The following is a 20,616-nucleotide window of genomic DNA, read 5'->3' as shown; positions in this document are numbered from 1 at the left end:
GCAAGCATTGGATAGGTGAGGAATTCGAGCTTATTTTGGCCATTGATTCCTCACCTTTTATGCGTTCACTCTACTACTCATTAGCCGTTTTTATAACGGCAGTTTCCTCTCTTTTCGCCCAGTCGTATTCACCTTATATATTGACGATTACAAACAGTCCTGTCTGCGCTGGACAGTCATTTCAAATCAATGCGACTTATTCAATTCCACCGTCTGGTACAACAGTAAGTTTTCGCTGGGCGGGCCCAAACAGCTTCACCAGTTCGGGCTCTAATGCTATAAGTGTACCCGCTTCTGCTGCTACAGCAGGTGTTTATTCCGTAACAATGACGTATTCAGGCACGAGCCAGGGTACTGAAATCTCTTCAGCGACAGTAAGTCTCGGTACCTCAAAACCAAGGGCTTCCGTATATGATCAGTCGTTCTATACACGTAGTCGTTCAATATGTGGTCCAACTAGCTTGTCATTTGTAGCTTTTCCAGATCGAACATTTAGTAGCAACACAGCTACTTATCGCTGGACTGGACCTAATGGTTTTGTGAGCACAGAACAAAACCCGGTAGTACCACAAGGAGTAGCTGGCTTGTACATTGTAGAGGCCACCTATCCTAATAATTGTGGTGTTGGTAAAGATACTGTGCAGATATACAATACCACGCTTTCAGTTAGCGCGAACTCATATTCTACTGGATCAAATCCACAGCCTTTTAATACATTTTGTCCAGAAACATCCGCAGAGCTTCGAGCAACTGCATATCCTTCAACGGGAACAACTGTTACCTATCAGTGGCGAGGTCCGAGCGGTTTTACCAGTACAGCCCAGAGTTTCACATTGCCCAGTGTTACAACCGCTGTAGCTGGCACATATAGCGTAACAGCTACATTTTCTGGCAGCTGCCCAGGAACAGCTACTGCCTCACAAACAATCCAAACAGGTCAGCTGGCTGTCCCAATCGGTTCGTTTCGACTCAATACAGACGGCAGCCGATCGTCGGCACAAACGGTATGCCCTGGTAGTAATTTTGTTGTCAGTGCCTACTCAATGGCTCCTAGTTCCTATTCAGCAACATTTCGCTGGAGTGGGCCTAATGGGTTTACAAGCAACATTGATAGTCCTACCCTCACGAATGCAACAACGGCAATGAGTGGTCTTTACAGCGTAACCGCAACCTTGTCTACTGGCTGCTCGGGAACAAACTCGGTCAACATGAATATTGGCTTACCCACTATTGCTGTGACCAGTGCAACTACTGGTAGCAATACAGCCCTCAGCGGTACATTTTGTCCTGGCAGTTCCTTTGGAGTGAGCACTACACCCTCTTTGGAAGGTCTCTCTGCAACCTATTTATGGAACGGTCCGAATGGATTCAGCAGTACTAGCCAGAGCTTTACTATGACTAATGTAACTTACACTATGACAGGCACATACAGTGTAACTGCTACGCTGTCGGGAGCCTGTACCGGCGCCATTACTGCAAGTAAACAAATTCAAATTACGAAACCTCTTGTGAGTCTTTACAGTCAGTCAACCGATAAAGCATCCTATGGCAATCAATACTGTCCGGGTACCTCTTTCGACATGTATCCAATTTTCTTCAATGGTCCAAATGGGTTTCCCTCAAGTCGATCAACACTTACCTATCAATGGAGCGGTCCAAATGGCTTCACCAGCTCTGCGAAGCAGCCAACCATACCTACTGCCAGTACTCTGGCTTCTGGAACATATAACCTAACAGTCAATGTTTCAGGCGAATGCAGTGGTACCTATTCAAATGCTCAAGGTATTACTATCGGCAAGCCCATTAGTTATATTTCGGCCTATCCCTTAGCAGGAATGTCTCCCGCCACTGATACGTATTGCCCGGGGGCAACTATATTCCTATCGGCCTATAACTCAATTGATAGTACATCTGTAGCCTCCTACCATTGGAAAGGTCCAAACGGTTTTACTAGTTCGGCCCAAAGGCTGACACTTGTCAACGCAACTACAGCTATGTCTGGTGTCTACAGCCTGACGACAGTTTATACAGGCCAGTGTGCTGGCACACGAGTTAGTTTTGCAAATGTCATTATACAATCGGCGACAATGCAAATTGGTGTTTTCAGATCGAATGGTGGTGGTGGAGGTACTCCTCCACTTTGTCTTGGCAACACATATCGATTGGCGCCCAATGCCATGGCGTATAACTCTAATGATGTATTGACTCAAAACAGTTATGAATGGACATTGCCAGACGGTAGTACGTCTACTTCTCCCTCATTAAGTATCTCAAGTGCCAGTGCAGCCAATGCCGGACTTTACATTTTAAAAACTACGTTTGGCGGTGCTTGTGCTTCTGCCATTACCCGCGATACAGCTAGTATAACCGTAGGAATAACGGCACCTAAAATTTGGACTAGCAACTCATTTATTGCCAGCGGCCGATCAACAGTTCTGTACGCAGATAAGTGCATTGGGTCAGATGTTCAATGGTCGGATGGCCAAATGGGCCGTTCAATCATTGTCACACCAAATCAGACGACTATCTATACGGCAACCTGTTTGGGATATGAAGGCTGTGTGAGTCCCCCTTCCGCTCCACTAACAGTTCGGATTAGTGACCAACCTGAAACGGATTTGAGTCTACAACTCTCTGTCAACAACCGCATAGCAGTTATAGGTAAACCCATTACCATGACACTAACTATTAATAACAGTAGCAGTCAGGAAGCTCATAATGTACAGATCGAAAGCCGATTGCCTGCCCTAATGGCAGTTGTCAATGCAGGCAGCTTTCAAGCAGATGGAACAGTTATACGTGCCTTAGTCACCAATATTCCAGCTAATGGTTCAGTGGACCTATATTGTGAAGTAGCCCCAACAATAACTGGAGTGTTCAGATTAGCAGCTCAGATAACAGGTACCGACAACCCTGATCCTGATTCGGCTCCTGCCAGTGGCACCAATGACGGTCAAGACGACGTAGCCTGGATTGATCTGCGAACGACTGAACCTGGCTCTACTATCAGCGAATCACCTGAACCAAATCCAGCTTATTTACCATCACCTAAGGTCGATAAGATAGTATTACCAGATGAACTGGTTGATCTGAGTTTGACAACATTAGTAAGCAATGCTGCGCCTTCACTTAATGAGCTCATTACAGTTACCCTTCTGGTCGATAATTACAATAATACTCGCTTACTGAGTCCAGAAGTCACTTGTCTTTTGCCAGCGGGATTGACGTTCGTAGACGGCAAAGGCATGGTTGCAACAGGTCAGCAAATTGTCTTAACAGGTGGACAGTATTTTCCTAAATGGCCACAGGCATTTACGTTTCAGGTACAGGCAACTGGCCCAATAAATGAGCCCATTAAAGCACGAATCAGCCATTGTGATTGGGAAGACATAGATTCTGATCCAACCAACGGTTTTGATACTGGCGAAGACGATACAGCGCAGATAAGTTTGCGACTGAAGTAAATCTAACAACTTGTCTAAAGAGTCACAAATCGATGAAATTCCAGAAAAGACATGGACGATCGTAAGTTTCCCATCGGGCCTTTTGTTCCGCAAGACACCTATTCTACCGAGGAACTGGCCCAACTAATTAAAATTATTGAAAACAGCCCGGCGGCTTATCGAGAACTGGTCGAAAACCTATCGACAACTGATTTAGCAAAAACATACCGTGAAGGCAGTTGGACGGTACAGCAGTTGGTTCATCACGTGGCTGATATTCAGTTTGTGCATTTTCTTCGCATGAAAAAAGCGTTGACAGAACCCGATTATAAGGTGCTTACGCTCATCGACATGAACGCCTGGGCGCATACGCCCGATGCAACAGAAGCGCCCATTGACGACTCGCTGGTGCTGCTCGATGGAGTCACCCGACGCTACGTTTATCTGACCAAATCCCTAACAGAACCCATGCTGGCCATTTCGTATTTTCATCCAGTTCGGCAGATTATGATTAGCCAAGCTCAGGCTCTGGCCATGACCGCCTGGCACGTTCAACACCATCTGGCCCATATCAAACTGGCGTTATCCTGAACAGCTAGTGCGCTGGCGCGAGTATTTACTCGTGCCTGTTCATGAATTCAGTATTCACTGACGCAAGCGAATGCTTGCTATATGAACAGGCACGAGTAAATACTCGCGCCAGCTCTTACAGAGTCAAACTCCAGCCCTCTCTATAATCACGCTTAACAAACTGATTAGCCAGATCGTAATTCGTGATTTTCATATTGGGCGCATCATAATACAACTTCTTGCGACCATTGTATCGCTCCGAAGATCGTTTGGCGGACGGATTATCGCGCAACATCCAGCTACGCAGGGCCAGATTTCCGATAAGGATACTTTCCGCAAACGGGGCCGCGTATTCGAACGGCGAACTTGTTATGCCTTTACCATGCCCCGCAATGCACGCATCGACCCATTGCAGATAATGGTCTTCGTTAGGCACACGGGCAATCGTTTCGGGAATATTCAACGTCTCATTGGCTTTCAGGGGCAACAGACGCGGGTTGGCACCGTAGCAATCGGCCATGAGCTTGCCTTTAGTACCGATAAACAGCACTCCCCCATCCGAATTACCAAAGCTTTCTCCGGGTAATAGTTCTTCTGGAAGTTCCGGCAGAATACCGCCATCGTACCAGCTTAACTTGATGTCGCCCTTGCCGTCTTTACGGGGGTAATTAAGGTGAATAGATGATGAAAAAGGCGTCCAATCTGGATTGTCATCTTGTGGACGTAACGTAAATGCCCACGTGCCGGCCAAACTACATTCTACCGAAGTCGGGTAATCAATGGGTAAAATTCGGAAGACGGGGTCCATGATGTGGCAGGCCATATCGCCGAGGGCACCCGTTCCATAAGGCCACCAACCTCGCCAGTTCCAGGGTAGATAGGCTTCGTTATACGGCACTTTTTTAGCGGGACCTAACCACAGATCAAAATCCAGCTCTTTCGGAATATCGAAGGTTTTATCGGTCGGAACGGCTTGTGGCCAAACAGGCCGATTGGTCCAGGTCAGCACTTTATGAACCTCGCCAATAATCCCGGAATCATAGATTTCTTTCATCCGGCGAACACCATTCCCCGAACCGCCCTGATTGCCCATCTGCGTCACGACTTTGTATTTTTTAGCCGCCTGGCCCAAAATCCGCGATTCGTAAATGTCGTGGGTTAGTGGTTTTTGGGTGTACACATGTTTACCTAACTGCATGGCAGCAAGCGTGGCTACAGCGTGCGTGTTGTCGGGTGTGGAGATGGAGCAGGCATCAATGTTCCTGTTTTCCTTAGAAAGCATCTCCCGAAAATCCTTGTAATAGGTCGCCTTCGGATAACGGCTCCGGGAATCCACGGCCTGCCGATCATCGACGTCGCAGAGGGCCACGATGTTGACATTCGGGCTTTTTGCAAAGGAAGCCAGGTCGCTTTTACCTTTACCACCGGCTCCAATTCCCGCAATGTTGAGTTTATCACTTGGGGCTATAAATCCCTTGCCAAGAACGTGCCGGGGAACAATGAAAAATGACGTAGCCGCCAATGAGGATGTTTTCAGAAAATCGCGACGACTCTCTGCATTCGGTGTAATTTTCTTTTCTTCCATGAAAGTCTGAGAGGTTTGGGGGTTTAGGAATAGGTCCGATTTACAAAAGATCGCTTCGACCTAAACTATAGTACTGATTTATAGGGAAATCGTACCTTTCTGGCTGGCAAAAATTGTAAGTCAGATGATGATTTATCAATAGCCCCGCAGATTTTTAGGATAATTATGATTGACGCAGATTTCATTTAAATCATCCTTCATCGTAATCATCATAAAAATCAGCCGGTCCGTCGGTGCGGGGCTACTAGTCTAACATGAATTCGGGATTATGGGTGGTCCGTTAGGACCTTCACAGCGTAGCGTCGGTAGCAAAATAGGGTTGAAACAGTCAATGTGCCGTTAGGTACATAACAATTGTGTACCTAACGGCACACCTAGCTATTCGTATAGAGGCTTTTCCTACCGACGCTACGCTGTGAAGGCCCTATGGGCCAAAGCAAATGCAGGCTGATTCTGAAATCATGGTATAGTACACACGATCAGTTCTCTGGCCAGTATTCAGCTATTTTTTTCTGTAGGAACGCGACACTACGTTCTAGCTGCGCCATACCATCTACCCCATCCTCAATGCTGATCCAGCCATCGAAGCCCACTCGTTTCAGTTCCGTAAATATGGCATCGTAATCGTTAAGACCCTTACCTATTTCGCCGTGACTGAGTCGTTTGGCGTATCCAGCCGCACCACCTTCTTCACGACGAAGGTCTTCGATGGTCCCTTCGATCAAATATCGGTCGCTGGCGTGCATAGTCACCACCCGGTGCGATACCCGATAAAGAAGCTCCAGCGGGTCTTCACCGGCCAGATAGGTATTGCTTGGATCATAATTGACACCGAAATTTGGATGATTGATTCGGTCTACAAGCATACAGAACACATCCATTTTCTGGGCAAATTCAGGATAGGTCCAGAAGTCATCTTTATAATGATTTTCGATGATGAGCGTAATACCGCGTTCCTGCGCATAAGGCAAACAGGCTTCGATGCATTCGGCCGCCAGAGCTACCCCTTCTTCGATGGATAGCTCCGGCCGTCGCTGTCCAGAAAGCACCCGACAATACGAACCACCTAGTATATACGTCATATCGATCCAGCGTTTCTGCTTCGCAATTTCGTTGGCACGGAAAGCGGCATCAGGGTGCGTAAAATCGGGGGAGCAGCACATCATCGGAATCACCTTTCCATGAGCTTCCACTTGTTGGCGAAATACAGGCCAGTTGGCCTCATCGTCCATCTCCAGAAATCCGGCGTACCATTCCAGACCATCAATATTGAGTTGAGATGCCAGCTCAATCCATTCCGAAACACGCATGGTTCCGTCTTTGCAGAGCTGCTGCATAAACGCTTTAGGGAAAGCGGCTAATTGGGGCATATGCTTAATTTTTGAATTGTTGAATGATTGAATTATCGAATTGTTGTGTTGCGCTACTCATTCAACAACTCAATCATTTAATCATTTAATTTTTGGGCAGATTTCGGCCGATAAATGGGTACTGTTCCAGATCAACAATTTGTCCGCTAACGGGTCCACTTTCATCGGCCAACCAATACACGGCAGCGGCAGCAATTTCTTCGGGCTGCAAAATCCGGCCCGATGGTGCAAGTTCTGGCGGCAGGTGGTTGTACCAGTCATCAGCCATTCCCTGCTCATGCTTGCGTTGAATTTCCCTCTCGGTCAACACCCAGCCCAGGTTTAGTTGGTTGACCCGCACCCCCGATTCCCGATGAAGCGTATCGCCCAGATTTCGGGTCAACGTCACCAGCGCTCCTTTCGAAACGCTATAGGCCATTAGATTCGGTTCGCCACACCAGGCATTCAGTGAGCCAATATTCAGAACACACCCGTGCTGTTTCTGCAGATGGGGTAACGCCACCTTAATTAAGGCAAATGGCGCTAACGCATTCACTTCCATCACCTTCCGAAACAGTACCAGATCAGTTGTCTGGGTGTTTGACGAAACAACCATAGCCGCATTATTGACGACCGCATCCAGTCGGCCAAACGTTTTCAGGGCCAGATCCACTAAATGCTGTGGGGCATTGTCGGCGGTAATTTCTTCGATGTGTAGCACGGCGTTATCACTCCCCAACGAGGCAACGATCGCTTCGCCCAATTCCCGTTCCAGTCCGTGAACAACAACCCGTGCCCCTTCGGCAACACACCGCCTGGCAATGGCCTTTCCAATACCAGTACAACTTCCGGTAACAATGATGACTTTATGTTGCAACCGCATGGGTCAAACCGGTTTTAGTACGCTTTTTACAACATCGCCCCGGTGCATTTTTTCGAAGGCTTCGTGCCAGTCGGTAATAGACCACACGCCCCCAATAATGGGTTTCACATCGAGTTGCCCATTAGCAAGCAAGGCGATGACGCGCTCCCAGATTGGCCAGTTATGGCTAAAACTTCCCTGAAGTGTTACGTTTTTTTGCACCAATGGATCGAGCGAAAAACCAAGCGGCTGTGGTCCCCAACCAACTTTGGTAATATGCCCATTGGGCCGAACCAACTGCATCGCAATTTTCAGAGTAATGCTCGAACCGGCCGCATCAATGATACAATCGGCTCCGAGGCCATCCGCTTTTTTCGCCCATTCGGTAGCATCCCCAATAATGGCTTCACAACCGTACTGCTTTCCAATCGCCAATCGATGCCGATCGGCTTCCAGGCCAACCAAAGCAACTTCGGCCCCACAAAGACGGGCCATAGCGGCACACAATATACCAATAGTACCCGGTCCGAGCACAATCACGCGGTCGCCAGGTTTTATCCGGCTGTTTTCCACAACAGCATTGAACGCCACGCAGCAGGGCTCTGTCAGACAGGCCTGCTCGAAAGCGAGTTGATCAGGTACTAAATGCAGGCAGCGAGCTGGAACACGCACAAAGCGTGTCATAGCACCATTGACTCCATAGCCAAACCCTTTTCGGGTAGGGTCGAGATTATAGAGCCCGCGACGAGTCATTGGGTTGTTGGCGTCAATAACAGCCGCCGTTTCACTAACGACGCGATCACCCTCACGCCAACCCGTCACCCGACTTCCGAGTTCAACAATATGTCCACCAAATTCATGACCTAGTACGACTGGATAGTTTACGGGCCAGCTATGATCAGACGTCCACTGGTGAAGGTCACTTCCACAAACGCCAACGTTCGCCACTTCCAGCAACACATCATCTTCCCCAATCGTTGGTCGATCCAGTTCACGAATCTCGACGGAGCCTTTCTCCGGCGCATAATTAACAACGGCAGCAGATTTCATAAGGGTTCAAGTAAATGAATAATGCAGAATGCAGAATGGATAATGAAATGCTAATAGACAGTACATCAATCGATTACCTCATCATTCATTTTACATTTTACCGCACGGGCGGCCCCGATTATCCATTGTTCATTCTAATTTTTGTTCATTATTCATTTCAGTTTTACATCGCCATAGGCGTGGATTTTTTCACAGATCAGCCGAAGAGACGCTTCCAGATTGCCATCGGCGGTTTTGAACGCATCGGCATCAATGGTTAAAGGAGCGCCAAGTACAACTAGTGGAGCGCCATATTCCGGACAGCGAATAGCTTGTTCCAGACTTAGTCCGCCAACGGCCTGAACCGGCACCCGAACAGCCTGCACAACCTCACGTAACTGATCCAGCGGGCTAGGCATTCGGTGACCCTGAGCTGCAATCCCCCGCCGTTCGTCGTAGCCGACGTGGTGAATGATGTAATCGCAACCGAGGTCTTCGAGCCATTTTGCCCCTTCAACCATATCCGGGCAAACCATGTTATCGCCCATTACACTGACGCCAAAATCGCGACCAGCCTTCACGACGCATTTGACCGTTTCGGCGTGGGCACGCGCCATCACAACCACATGGGTTGCACCGGCTTTGGCCATCATTTCGACTTCGAGGTAGCCTCCGTCCATTGTTTTTAGGTCAGCGACGATTGGGACATTGGGGAAAGCTTCGCGTAATTTTCGTACACCATGCAGGCCTTCGGCCAAAATTAAAGGGGTTCCGGCTTCCAGCCAGTCGACACCTGCTCGCATGGCTAAAGCAGCTGTTTCGAGCGCTTCATCGATGTTGGTCAGGTCCAGTGAGATTTGAACAATAGGTTTCATTTTAACAGAGCGGAGGAATAATCATTGGTTTGGGCTTCCCTTCCAGAAGCTGATTGTTTCTGGAGTCAGCTACTCAAAATCAACCAGAAGCACTACTACTTCTGGTTATAGTACTACGGAGGTGTTTATTCAGGCTACTGGCAATTGGAAATAAATCATGGCCCTAATAGCCTGAAAGGCCCATTAAGCAGTACTATGGTAGTATATAATTGTAGCGATTAACCAGGACCAAACGGCCAATGGCTGATTGGTCCTTTGTCTTACAACCTCGTTATTCAGCACGTGTAATCACTCGTCAAAATGGCTATTCCGACCCACTTAAGTTTGCTTAAAAAACTACAACAGGGCAAAAACGTATACGGTAGCTGCATCACGTCGACCGCACCGATGTGGCCGAAAGTTATTCAGCAGACCGGCGTCGACTTTGTTTTCCTGGATACCGAACATATACCGCTGGATCGGGCTGATCTGGCGCGTCTCTGCCAGCAGTTTCGGGCGTACGGCATTACACCCATTGTCCGGATTCCAAGTCCCGATCCGTTTCGGGCCTGTCAGGCTATCGATGGGGGTGCCATTGGTATTGTCGCACCTTATCTCGAATCGGTGGAGCAAATTCAGGAACTGGTGGGTTCTACAAAATTTCGCCCGCTGAAAGGGGAACGACTCTATGCTTACCTGACTGGCCAGGAAGAAATGTCGGACGAGATGCAAGCCTACATTGCTGCTTACAATGCCGATACGATCTGCATCGCCAACATCGAAAGTGTGCCCGCCCTCAACCGACTTGACGAACTGCTGTCGGTACCGGGGCTCGACGCGGTTTTCATTGGTCCGCACGACCTATCGGTTAGTTTAGGGTTGCCTGAACAATACGATCATCCTGATTTTGAAGCCGCCGTCCGAAGCATTATTCACCAAACACGCGCCAAGGGGCTTTCTATCGGCATCCATTTCTCGCTGGAACCCGAGCGCCAGATTAAGTGGATGAAAGAAGGCGTTAACATCGTGGTACACAGCTTCGATGTAGCGCTGTTCAGTCAGCGACTGCGCCATGACCTTCGGATTATTAAAGAAGCCGCAGGTGATGATCTATCCCCCGATACCAACGCAGGACTCGTCATCTAATGCAGACGCTGGCATTTTCCCGTAATCGCCCAAGCCCTATCTGGCACTGGCAGAGCGTGTTGCTCGGCGGATTGGCCTTATCGATTGGCTGGGGTATCCGGGGCAATTTTGGCCACGAATATGGTGCTGCCTTTGCGGGATGTCTGGCAGCCATTGTTATTTCCCTCCTGTCGGGTCGCTCAGACTGGCAACAGCGCGTGCTTTACTTTGCCTTTTTCGGTGCCATCGGTTGGGGGTTCGGCGCGTCGGTTTCGTATATGCAGGTTATCGCCTATACGCAGAGTGGGCATAGCTCTACGCAGTTATATGGCTATGCGGCTTTGTTTTACATTGGTTTTCTGTGGGCTGGCCTGGGTGGTGCTGGCACAGCACTAGCGGCTGTAGCCGAGCGGGAACGACTGGTTCAGTTGTTTAAACCCATCCTGTTTGTCTTTGGCATCTGGTTTTTGCAGGACCTGTTCGAAGATCCCCTGGCAAATGCACTCCAATCGGGAATCAAGCTCGACCATACAGAATCCCGCCATAAAAGCCCGCTCTACTGGTTCGATGCCGATTACCTAGCGGCTTCAACAGCGTTGCTGGCCATGGGAATCTACGACCTCCTCGACCAAAAAACTCGGCAGGCGATATGGTTACCCGTTTTTGCCATAACAGGCGCATTAGTCGGTTGGCTGGCTCAATATCTGTTGCATCTGGCAGGGTTAGACCAATCACTGGCTTCCCTACTGACCTATCCATTAGGCGACCCTACCTACATCAATCCAGAAACGGGCAAGCTGGCTTTTGAGGCTCATAACCTATTGAATAACTGGCCGCAATGGTTTGGTGATTATCCGACGCACATTGGCTGGGTAATTGGGTTGACTCTGGGAATAATCGCCTATTTCATCCGCTTTGGAAAATTTCGAAATGGCTCCTCCTTGATCGTCTATATGGCTTCGGGCTGGCTGATTTCGTTTCTGGCCTTTCCGGTACTCGGTAGTTTATTTTTTACCAGCATTGGGGGGCTTCGAATGACCCCACCCCGTAGTGATGACTGGGCTGGTATTACAGGGGTCTTTATCGGCACGATTAGCTGGATGCGTCGCTATGGTCTGCGCCCAGTGGCGGTTGCTTCGGTGATGAGTGGTACCATTGGTGGGTTAGGTCTTTCGGGTATTCAGTGGATCAAACAACTACTCATGGTTCCTGGGAATCCACGCATTCTGGCAGGCCGGGGATTATCGCCAGAAAGTGCCGAATTTAAAGCGGCTGTGGCTACCTGGGCCGATTGGCAACACCAGAACTGGCATAGTTTTCTGGAACAGAGTTACGGTTTCGTCAACGGCCTTGCTATTGTTGTGGCGCTGGGTTTTCTGGCAACCCGCATCCCCCTACATAACGCCCTAACTCCGAACAAGCCGGCACAAGGAAAATGGACGCTGGGGGTTGCTACTGTTTTCGTGCTGCTGGCCCTCCCCTACGTCAATCTGGTTAAAAATGTAGAAGAGTGGGGCAAGCAATTAAATCCCGAAGTATGGACACGCCCTACCCTTCTGCCTGATGGTACGCAGGAAACAGCCCCCGCTCTGTGGGATGTTCCTTTCCTGGGCCATTTACCCGGTGTCGATTTTCTACATTTTACACCCGAGGGCTGGTTTAAGCTAACCTGGCTTCTGCTTCTGACGTTATTTATCATCCTGATTCGCAGGCATTTTCGAGAGCCAATAGCACTTGTACCATCGTCGTGGCTTGGCAAAGGGCAGCTTATTTTCCTGATTCTACTTTGGTTTATGGTCGTCGGAAATTTCGAACGGGCATTGGTAAACTGGCACCCCAGTCGACTCTTAACGGAGTGGATTATCACGTTCAATGCTATACTGGCGACCTTACTTGTTCTGACCGTCCCGACCGAAAAAGCGCCTGTTGTGGCTCAGGTACCAGACTCGTATGACAGGTTATACAAACAGACATGGATTCGGGCAGCAACTGCCTTAACGGTTTCTGCGCTGTTTTTCTGGCTGACCAACCGGGCGATTTACCACTATCCCGAAAACGAAAAACTGGATAGTTCACTTCATTTACGCTTTGGCCCGGAAGCCGACTGGCGTGCACGGCCAAACCTAAAAAACGCTCAACATAAATGAAAAATCGACAACGGATACAGACGTGTATTGCTGGCCTTTTATTGTTGGCTCTTGCCGTCCCGGACCTTGCTAATAGCCAACCTGTTAGCCAACCAAATTCGGTTACCGACTCTATTGGAAGATACAAAGCGATTATGGCCACCCGTCATCAGCCCGGCGTTTCGGCTCACCGGGGTAACTCTCAGCTCGCGCCCGAAAACACGCTTGCCACCTTTCAGGAAGTACTCCGAATGCAAGTCGATTTTATTGAGATTGACGTTCGGACAACGCAGGATAATCAGCTAGTAATTCTGCACGATGGCAGCCTGAATCGCACAACGACAGGCAGTGGTCCTATTAAAGACCAGACTCTAACAACCTTAAAAACCCTCTCGGCGGGCAAAGGCTTCGATAATCGTTTTCAGGCCGAACGGATTCCGACACTCGCCGAAGTATGTCAGTTGGTCTCTCGCTGGAATGCCAGTCATAAGACGCAGACAAATCTGTACGTCGATTGCAAAGCGGTGGCTCCACAACCATTAGTAGAAACACTACAGACCTACGGATTGCTTAAAAATGCCGTTTTTTATGGTTCCGACGAAGCGTTACTCGCTCTGAAACAGGTCGCTCCAACTGCCCGGCTGATGCCATCGCTCGATAAGGCAGAAGATATGCCCACCAAGATCAGCAAGCTCAAGCCCTATGCGTTCGATCTGAACTGGGCGGTGGTTAATGAATCGCTCATTCAGCAGATTCATCAGCAGGGGATTAAGGCGTTTTCTGATCTACTAGACTCGTTTGATACCCCCGAAAACTATCAGAAAGCAGCTCAGTTTCACCTCGATGTTATCCAGACAGATTATGTACTAAATGTCTATAAATCGCTGACTCAAAAAGTGCACTAAACCTCTCAAAACCACAGATTAACCCACTCTATACAAGTAGCCGTTTTATGAAATTTCTTTTCTTTTCATTCTTTATCGTACTCACCTTTTCCTCTTCCAACGCTCAGACCCATAAACCTTATCCGGCCACTGTTTATCCAGATCGGTTAATTTTAGGCTGGCAGGGCGATCCTGCGACATCGCAATCAGTCAACTGGCGCACTGATTCGACCATTACCAACGCAATGGGTGCCATCAGTGAAGCCGATCCTTCGCCCGATTTTGTCAAAAATGCTACCATAGTGCCCGCTACAAGCGAAACGGTAGTGCTCGACGGTAAATCAGTAAAGTATTATTCCGTTCATTTCAAGAATCTGAAACCAGCTACGCAATACAGTTACCGGGTGGGCGATGGCACCTACTGGAGCGAGTGGTTTCATTTCAAAACGGCTCAGGCTAAATCAGCCCCCTTCTCTTTCCTGTATTTCGGCGATGCCCAAAATGACATCCGTTCGCTTTGGTCACGGGCTATTCGTGGGGCTTATTCAACACTTCCAACCGTGAATTTCATGATTCACGCGGGCGATTTAATTACAACTTCCAACGCCGACTGGCAGTGGGCAGAGTGGTTCGAAGCGGGCGGCTGGATCAACGGTATGGTGCCCACGCTGGCCGTACCGGGCAACCATGAATATTTCAAAGATGAACAAGGCAAAAGTCGTGTATCGAGACATTGGCGTCCGTCGTTTGTACTGCCCGAAAATGGCCCTAAAGGTCTTGATGAAACAGCCTATTATCTTGATTACCAAGGCACACGCTTTATAGCGCTGAACTCACAAGCGGCCTTGCTCGATTCGACGGTTTTGGACGCCCAGGCAAATTGGCTCACTCAAGTATTAAGCCAGAATCCAAATCGCTGGACAGTTGTCGTTCACCATCATCCGATTTATTCAACCAAGCAAGGTCGCGACAACGATGAATGGCGGGTGAAAATGGAGCCGATTTACAAAAAATACGGCGTCGATCTGGTTTTACAGGGACACGATCATACCTACGGCCGCGGATTGAATATGCCGTTAGGGAAGAGTCGAAAGCATCCTGACGGGCCTATTTACGTGGTGTCGGTGAGTGGCCCAAAAATGTATGATATCGGCTTGCAGGACTGGATGGATCGGGCTGGATCGAACACGCAACTCTATCAAACGGTGTCGATTGACGGTGATAAGTTATCCTACCAATCGTATACCGTAACCGGTCAAAAATACGACACCTTCATCCTGACAAAAGATAGCAAAGGGAAGAACACGCTGATCGACCAATCACCGACCCTCCTCCCCGAGCGCCTGGATTTGCCAGCCGAGTATCAGCAAAAGTTCAAACCGGAACAAATGCAGGAATACCGAAATCGCTTTCAGGAATATAAGGCACGGAAACAACAGGCAAAGCCATAGAAGCTGTGGACTCTATAGAACCAATGTCCCGACAGAATCAAAAAATCTATAGAATCAAAAATATATCGATTTTATTCGCTTATTTATACCAAAAACGTATGTCTGTAGTGTCTACCTCGCCTACCGAGCCAGCTGTACTCCAGCCCGCTCCCGTTAAACGACTTCTCTCGCTCGATACCTTACGCGGCTTCGATATGTTCTGGATTATGGGCGGTGAGGATATTTTTGGAGTTCTTGCCAAAACAACGGGCTGGGCCTGGGCTATTCTCATTGCCGATCAGTTCAAACACCCCGAATGGAATGGATTTAGGGCTTATGATCTGATTTTCCCGCTGTTTGTATTCATGGCAGGCGTCTCAACCCCTTTTTCGATAGGGTCAAAATTGGATAAAGGCGACGATAAGGCGCAGATTGCCCGCAAGATTATTACCAGGGGGCTTATTCTGGTGCTACTTGGCATCATCTACAACAACGGCCTGTTTGTCAAAGCAATACAGGATACGCGTTTCCCAAGCGTGCTGGGTCGTATTGGCCTGGCGGGTATGTTTGCCCAATTGATTTATCTATATGCCCAACCACGCACCCGCTACATCTGGTTTCTGGGAATTCTGTTAGGTTACTGGGCGGCCATGATGCTGATACCTGTGCCGGGTTGTGGTGCTGGTGTACTAACAATGGAGTGTAATCTGGCCAGCTATATTGACCGGATTCTGGTGCCGGGTCATTTATACAAAACGATTCATGATCCAGAAGGTCTTTTCTCAACGATTCCCGCGATTGATAATGCGCTGCTTGGCATTTTTGCCGGTTCGTTTTTAAAGGCACATGGTAAAACGGGCAATCAGAAAGCCATACAATTAGTGGCTGCAGGGGCAGTTTTTATACTCCTCGGTGTACTCTGGAATTTCATTTTTCCCATTAACAAAAACCTTTGGACCAGTTCGTTTGTGATGGTTACTGGTGGTTTAAGTCTGAGCTTACTGGGATTATTTTACTGGATTATCGACGTTAAAGGCATCAAAGGCTGGACCTTCTTCTTTACGATCATTGGGATGAACTCCATTCTGATTTATCTGGCAGGTGAGTTCATCGAATTCGAATATGCCACCCACTTTTTCTTCGGCGGCCTGATTAAGCTCATCTCTTCGGGCTGGGTAGCTGCCGTGCTGGGTGTACTGGGTTACCTCGCCGTAAAATGGGTATTCCTGTATTTTCTGTATAAGAAAAAGACGTTTTTGCGAGTGTAGCTTAGTCGCCTATTACAGAAATATTGATACATTTCCGGAATGAAACGCGATGATTCTCTCTGGGAGAGTCACACAACGAAGTACGACGATGGGCATTGAACAATTTTTGTTAGAAAGGGCCCAAAAACAGGGCATTGAAAAAGGTATAAACGAAAAGACACTAGCCTTTACGCAAACGCTCATCCGGGAAACGGCTTTTACGGCAGACGAAATAGCCCGACTGGTCGGTGTATCTGTAACCTTCGTTGAAGATGTAAAGAGATCGGCTTCATAAACAATACACAACAAATCGATACCCCTATCAATCAGGTAATATCCTGATTGATAGGGGTATTTCTTATTTCTTAATCAACCAAATCTCCGTCACCTGCGAGCCGCGTTCACCTTCTCCACATTCCCAGATGAAGGTGACGGACCCATCAGCCAAAGCCGCTTTTGGAACATCGAACTCATAAATGGGCTGCTCGCCAGTCTGAATAAAATCATGGACTACCGAGCCATCGTCGGTGGTGAGTTTCATGCGCGACCGGAAACGGCCTGTATATGCGATACGCATCCGATACGAAGCATTCGGATCAAGCTCGTTGTACGCAATTTTTAACGGCTGATCGTATAGCGTTTTAGCCTGTTTCATCCAGACTCGGGGTGTAATCTGGCCTTTGAAGCCTGTTGCCTTAATTTCATCCACCCACTCGACACCCACCAAACCTACGCCAAACCCAATTCTTGGTGATTGTAAGCTACCGGGATCAACCGACCAGCTCACATCTGAAACCACTCGATGCCAGCTTTCGGGAGCGCCAAAATGGTCGTAGAAACCGCCCGGTCCCGGATCGGTACGGTGTAGCATTTCCCGAATTTTCTGAACGCGCTCCGGCTCACTACTCAGCTTTCCAATCTGCTCAAGTTGCGATAGTAACCAGGGCGAATCGTTGAGAGGAATATCGATGTTGTCAATAAAATTACCCCGGCCACTCATAGCGCCGTGTTTATCAATGGTGAGTTGTGCACCGATGCTCTTAAAAAGCGAGTCAGCCAGGGCAAAACATTTTGCTCGATATTCAGGTAAAATTGGTTCTTTCCACGCCTTTTCCAGAATAGCGTTCGCTTGCTGAATAGCCACCAGCGATCCTCCTGACCCAAGTGTTTCTAGTTTCATCCGTGCCTGCTGCTCCAGATCAGTTTCGTATACCAATCGACGGCGGGTAAAGGCATCGTAATAGGCTCGAATCAGACCCATCTGAAAGCGCGGGTTTTGCAATACCGACTGAGGAGCCGATTTCTCCAGAGCCTGCCACTGCATCAGTGTTCGCTCTACCGCGTCATTAGTCAGTAAATTCCCTCGCCAGTTTTGCTCTAGTGCAACCAGTCCCTGCGCCACCGATTCAGTATAATCACCCCCAATAAACAGGCGGGCGAAGTCGCGAAGCGTTTCAATGACGGGCGTTTCGGGATTCCAGTCCTGATCGCTCCAGACAAACTTGTTGACATCGTCATTCGTCCCTTCCGAATAGCTGATACTACCTACCCCATACTGATCAAGCGCGTTGTGAATGGCTTTCTCATCGTGCGGGCGCGGGTTGATGCATTCCCGACCCAATGTCATAGCCCAGGCCAGATCCCAGTGTGGTACTGGATACTGCGAGGCATAGTTGTGGGTGATGTCGGGATAATGTCGAATTGGAATCGACGACTTCACCACTTTCCGAATTTCCTGTACCGGCATCTTCACCCACGGCCCAAAAACAACCCCACCAAACCAATCATATTCCTTATTCACGTGCTTATAAAACGCATCGAACCACTGTTTGGTAGGTCGGAATACCTGCGGAGATACCCAGATTTTGGCTTTGGGATGGTATTTGTGCAATACCTGTGCTTCCTTCTCGAGCCACGCAAAAAGCACGTCAGGCTCCAGTTCGCCGGGGTCTCCGCCGGGAACAAAGACCGCATCCAGCTTCGGCACAGCGGCAAAGACTTGCTCTCGCTCAGCTAATTCTTTCTGAATTGAATCTGGATGGGCATAATCCATTCCCATATTCGGATACCACATCCAGACATCCAAACCATATTCCGCACAAATCCGTGACTGCTCGCCAATCATTTTAATAGCGGGCAGTTTCATATGGCGACTGGTAAAATCATCGTCAGTACGCGGAGGCATAATCTCGATGCTATTGGCCCCAAACAACGCTAAATCCCGAATATACTGATCGAATTGAGCCACCGAAAAAGCATCGTAAGCATTGGTTTTGGGTCGATACCCCAACTGATGCCCCCGAATTGGGTACTGCGGGCTGGTGGCAATGGCCAAATCTCCGGCAACAGCCAGCTTTCCCGACTTCATATCCAGTTTGCGTAACAATCGCCCCACGCCATACAGCAACCCTCGTGCATCATGCCCAACAATCAGCACTGCATTCGTCTTTTCAATGGCTACGAGCTTAAACCCTTCACTCCTGCTTTCGGGCATCGCCTGAACAACAGCCCGAACATCCGGTGACAATTGGGCAAGATTACTTTCCAGCAGAAGGGCAATGAATGGCAGCTTATCGGTGGGGAGTTTCGTGACGACCGACAATTGAATACCGCTTCGTTTCTGGACTTCCTGCTGAAGAATCTCGACCGTTCGGCGAAGGACTTTCTTGTCACTAACGATAGTGGCTATACGTGCTTTCGATAAATTGATTGTAGCCGCGTTCGCGGTTGTTAGAATTGATAGGATAAGAAAGGTTAGGCGGATTGTCATTTTCTTCGAAATTAAATAGGACTCTCAGGTGAGGTCAGGTTCTTCAACCTGACCTGTGAGGTTTTAAGAAACCTCTCGATTACATTAGACATTATTCTGAAGGTTTTGAGAAACCTCACAGTGTCGGTTTTAAGAAACCGACACCACGGCATGTACACCCGGACGTGGCCGTCCAGGCTACAACTTCACAACTTGATAAAAATCTTCCGCTGATATAATAAATAAGCCGGAATGAAATTGATGCCGATAAAAAACAGGGCATATAGCAGACTGGCGAGTTCGGGCTGTAAACCTGCGTTTATTAAGCCAGTCACTACCTTTTCGTTTAGCGGTAGCCCCCCGAATTTGAGTCGGTAGAAGAGGAGCGCGAAGATGTCGGCTAATACGTATACCGTAATGGCGTTAGCACCGAAGATGATTCCTAATTTCGTCCCCTTCTTACGTCCCAACACATCGACCAGAAAATACACGGCACCCAGCAACATGGCCGCAAAGCCAGACGTAACCAGTACAAACGAACTGGTCCAGAGGTTTTCGTTGACCGGAAAAGTCAATCCCCAGAAATACCCGGCGGCAGCCGTAAACAGTCCAGCCGTCATTAGATACGACACTTTTTCAGTTGGACTAACACGGCTGAGCATCCAGCGTCCGGCCAGCATACCGGTAATCCCTGTCACAATTGATGGAAACGTACTCAGGATTCCTTCGGGGTCCCAGGTGCCCTGCCACATACGGCCGGGCAAGTATTTTCGATCAATCCAGGCCGCCAGATTTTGCCCTCGTTCCAGCACCACTTTTCCAACATCGGGCGTGGGAATCTGTGTCATGGCCAACCAATAGGCAACGAGTGTGAGAGCGCCAATCCAGGCTTGCTGTTTCCAGTTTGTATTCAAAAAAAGAAACGCACAGACGAGGAAGACAATGGCAATCCGATGAAGCGTACCCGTCCAGCGAACGTTCGAAAAATCAAAATCGGGCATTAGATTAAGAAACATTCCCACTGCAAAAATCTTCAGCGACCGAATCACAATTTTTCGGTAGAGTTCGCCTTTCGGGCTGCCTTCATCCACTTTTCGGGCATAGGCTAGAGCAATGGAAACACCAACGATGAATAGGAAGGTTGGCGCAATTAAGTCGGTAAAGGAGAGGCCATTCCATATCGTATGTCGTAGTGTAAAATACACAAACTCCTCACTCCCCGGGAAATTGGCGACAATCATAGCGGCAATGGTAAAACCACGCATCGCATCTAAAGAAATGAGTCGGCTCGGTTGCTGTATCATTAAAAATATTTAAAAAGCCCCGCTAGAACAATGGTATCTTTAGTACTGATTTGAGTAGT

General features: G+C 48.6%; 15 protein-coding genes. 8 read left to right on the top strand and 7 right to left on the bottom strand.

Annotated features, from left to right (window positions below; genetic code table 11):
• Window positions 1-59: 59 nt before the first annotated feature.
• Window positions 60-3,464 carry a DUF11 domain-containing protein gene (locus H3H32_RS02980; protein ID WP_182461194.1) on the top strand — a complete coding sequence of 1,135 codons (3,405 nt, stop codon included), beginning with the start codon at window positions 60-62 and terminating at the stop codon, window positions 3,462-3,464.
• A gap of 51 nt (window positions 3,465-3,515) precedes the next feature.
• Window positions 3,516-4,034: a YfiT family bacillithiol transferase gene (locus H3H32_RS02975; RefSeq protein ID WP_182461193.1), complete on the top strand. Its 519-nt coding sequence runs from the start codon at window positions 3,516-3,518 to the stop codon at window positions 4,032-4,034.
• A 115-nt stretch (window positions 4,035-4,149) separates the two neighbouring features.
• On the opposite strand, the gene H3H32_RS02970 is transcribed toward H3H32_RS02975, so the two are convergent.
• The 5 genes from H3H32_RS02970 to H3H32_RS02950 all read right to left on the bottom strand — a co-directional run bounded on the left by H3H32_RS02970 (window position 4,150) and on the right by H3H32_RS02950 (window position 9,713).
• Window positions 4,150-5,598, bottom strand: a complete 1,449-nt coding sequence (locus tag H3H32_RS02970; protein ID WP_182461192.1) for a Gfo/Idh/MocA family protein — start codon at window positions 5,596-5,598, stop codon at window positions 4,150-4,152.
• Between the two features lie 479 nt (window positions 5,599-6,077).
• The gene (locus H3H32_RS02965) at window positions 6,078-6,968 is read right to left on the bottom strand and encodes a sugar phosphate isomerase/epimerase family protein (protein WP_182461191.1); all 891 of its coding nucleotides are present in this window, start codon (window positions 6,966-6,968) and stop codon (window positions 6,078-6,080) included.
• Window positions 6,969-7,053: 85 nt separating this feature from the next.
• Window positions 7,054-7,830: an SDR family oxidoreductase gene (locus H3H32_RS02960; protein ID WP_182461190.1), complete on the bottom strand. Its 777-nt coding sequence runs from the start codon at window positions 7,828-7,830 to the stop codon at window positions 7,054-7,056.
• A 3-nt stretch (window positions 7,831-7,833) separates the two neighbouring features.
• On the bottom strand, window positions 7,834-8,859 hold the full coding sequence (locus H3H32_RS02955) for a zinc-binding dehydrogenase (RefSeq protein WP_182461189.1): 1,026 nt from the start codon (window positions 8,857-8,859) through the stop codon (window positions 7,834-7,836).
• Window positions 8,860-9,011: 152 nt separating this feature from the next.
• The gene (locus H3H32_RS02950; protein ID WP_182461188.1) at window positions 9,012-9,713 is read right to left on the bottom strand and encodes an orotidine 5'-phosphate decarboxylase / HUMPS family protein; all 702 of its coding nucleotides are present in this window, start codon (window positions 9,711-9,713) and stop codon (window positions 9,012-9,014) included.
• Window positions 9,714-10,013: 300 nt separating this feature from the next.
• Here H3H32_RS02950 and H3H32_RS02945 point away from each other — a divergent pair, with 300 nt between their 5' ends.
• The 6 genes from H3H32_RS02945 (at window position 10,014) to H3H32_RS02920 (ending at window position 16,799) form a co-directional block, all read left to right on the top strand.
• Window positions 10,014-10,838: an HpcH/HpaI aldolase family protein gene (locus H3H32_RS02945; protein WP_182461187.1), complete on the top strand. Its 825-nt coding sequence runs from the start codon at window positions 10,014-10,016 to the stop codon at window positions 10,836-10,838.
• Window positions 10,838-12,964, top strand: coding sequence for a hypothetical protein (locus H3H32_RS02940; RefSeq protein WP_182461186.1), 2,127 nt, complete (start codon window positions 10,838-10,840; stop codon window positions 12,962-12,964). The genes H3H32_RS02945 and H3H32_RS02940 overlap by 1 nt, the downstream gene beginning before the upstream one ends.
• The gene (locus H3H32_RS02935; RefSeq protein WP_182461185.1) at window positions 12,961-13,848 is read left to right on the top strand and encodes a glycerophosphodiester phosphodiesterase; all 888 of its coding nucleotides are present in this window, start codon (window positions 12,961-12,963) and stop codon (window positions 13,846-13,848) included. The genes H3H32_RS02940 and H3H32_RS02935 overlap by 4 nt, the downstream gene beginning before the upstream one ends.
• A gap of 47 nt (window positions 13,849-13,895) precedes the next feature.
• Entirely contained in the window at window positions 13,896-15,278 is a 1,383-nt protein-coding gene (locus H3H32_RS02930; RefSeq protein ID WP_182461184.1) for a purple acid phosphatase family protein, read from the top strand.
• A 98-nt stretch (window positions 15,279-15,376) separates the two neighbouring features.
• Window positions 15,377-16,525 (top strand): acyltransferase family protein, encoded by a 1,149-nt coding sequence (locus tag H3H32_RS02925; RefSeq protein WP_182461183.1) that lies wholly within the window; start codon window positions 15,377-15,379, stop codon window positions 16,523-16,525.
• Window positions 16,526-16,613: 88 nt separating this feature from the next.
• A complete protein-coding gene (locus H3H32_RS02920) occupies window positions 16,614-16,799 on the top strand; it encodes a hypothetical protein (RefSeq protein ID WP_182461182.1) in 186 nt (61 codons plus the stop codon).
• Between the two features lie 63 nt (window positions 16,800-16,862).
• Here H3H32_RS02920 and H3H32_RS02915 read toward each other — a convergent pair whose 3' ends face one another.
• Together H3H32_RS02915 and H3H32_RS02910 are read right to left on the bottom strand one after the other, a co-directional pair.
• Window positions 16,863-19,274, bottom strand: a complete 2,412-nt coding sequence (locus H3H32_RS02915) for an immunoglobulin domain-containing protein (RefSeq protein ID WP_182461181.1) — start codon at window positions 19,272-19,274, stop codon at window positions 16,863-16,865.
• A 185-nt stretch (window positions 19,275-19,459) separates the two neighbouring features.
• Window positions 19,460-20,557, bottom strand: coding sequence for an acyltransferase family protein (locus H3H32_RS02910; RefSeq protein WP_182461180.1), 1,098 nt, complete (start codon window positions 20,555-20,557; stop codon window positions 19,460-19,462).
• Between the last annotated feature and the right edge of the window lie 59 nt (window positions 20,558-20,616).

Origin of the sequence: Spirosoma foliorum (assembly GCF_014117325.1) — a bacterium.
Lineage (GTDB): Bacteria > Bacteroidota > Bacteroidia > Cytophagales > Spirosomataceae > Spirosoma > Spirosoma foliorum.
This window is presented reverse-complemented; position numbering and strand designations above follow the sequence as displayed.

Bases quoted from the DNA above. Each gene is read 5' to 3' on its own strand.
- H3H32_RS02935 (WP_182461185.1), top strand. From the start codon at position 12,961: ATGAAAAATCGACAACGGATACAGACGTGTATTGCTGGCCTTTTATTG.
- H3H32_RS02950 (WP_182461188.1), bottom strand. From the start codon at position 9,713: ATGAAACCTATTGTTCAAATCTCACTGGACCTGACCAACATCGATGAA.
- H3H32_RS02930 (WP_182461184.1), top strand. From the start codon at position 13,896: ATGAAATTTCTTTTCTTTTCATTCTTTATCGTACTCACCTTTTCCTCT.
- H3H32_RS02980 (WP_182461194.1), top strand. From the start codon at position 60: ATGCGTTCACTCTACTACTCATTAGCCGTTTTTATAACGGCAGTTTCC.
- H3H32_RS02955 (WP_182461189.1), bottom strand. From the start codon at position 8,859: ATGAAATCTGCTGCCGTTGTTAATTATGCGCCGGAGAAAGGCTCCGTC.
- H3H32_RS02960 (WP_182461190.1), bottom strand. From the start codon at position 7,830: ATGCGGTTGCAACATAAAGTCATCATTGTTACCGGAAGTTGTACTGGT.
- H3H32_RS02910 (WP_182461180.1), bottom strand. From the start codon at position 20,557: ATGATACAGCAACCGAGCCGACTCATTTCTTTAGATGCGATGCGTGGT.
- H3H32_RS02975 (WP_182461193.1), top strand. From the start codon at position 3,516: ATGGACGATCGTAAGTTTCCCATCGGGCCTTTTGTTCCGCAAGACACC.
- H3H32_RS02965 (WP_182461191.1), bottom strand. From the start codon at position 6,968: ATGCCCCAATTAGCCGCTTTCCCTAAAGCGTTTATGCAGCAGCTCTGC.
- H3H32_RS02915 (WP_182461181.1), bottom strand. From the start codon at position 19,274: ATGACAATCCGCCTAACCTTTCTTATCCTATCAATTCTAACAACCGCG.
- H3H32_RS02925 (WP_182461183.1), top strand. From the start codon at position 15,377: ATGTCTGTAGTGTCTACCTCGCCTACCGAGCCAGCTGTACTCCAGCCC.
- H3H32_RS02945 (WP_182461187.1), top strand. From the start codon at position 10,014: ATGGCTATTCCGACCCACTTAAGTTTGCTTAAAAAACTACAACAGGGC.
- H3H32_RS02920 (WP_182461182.1), top strand. From the start codon at position 16,614: ATGGGCATTGAACAATTTTTGTTAGAAAGGGCCCAAAAACAGGGCATT.
- H3H32_RS02940 (WP_182461186.1), top strand. From the start codon at position 10,838: ATGCAGACGCTGGCATTTTCCCGTAATCGCCCAAGCCCTATCTGGCAC.
- H3H32_RS02970 (WP_182461192.1), bottom strand. From the start codon at position 5,598: ATGGAAGAAAAGAAAATTACACCGAATGCAGAGAGTCGTCGCGATTTT.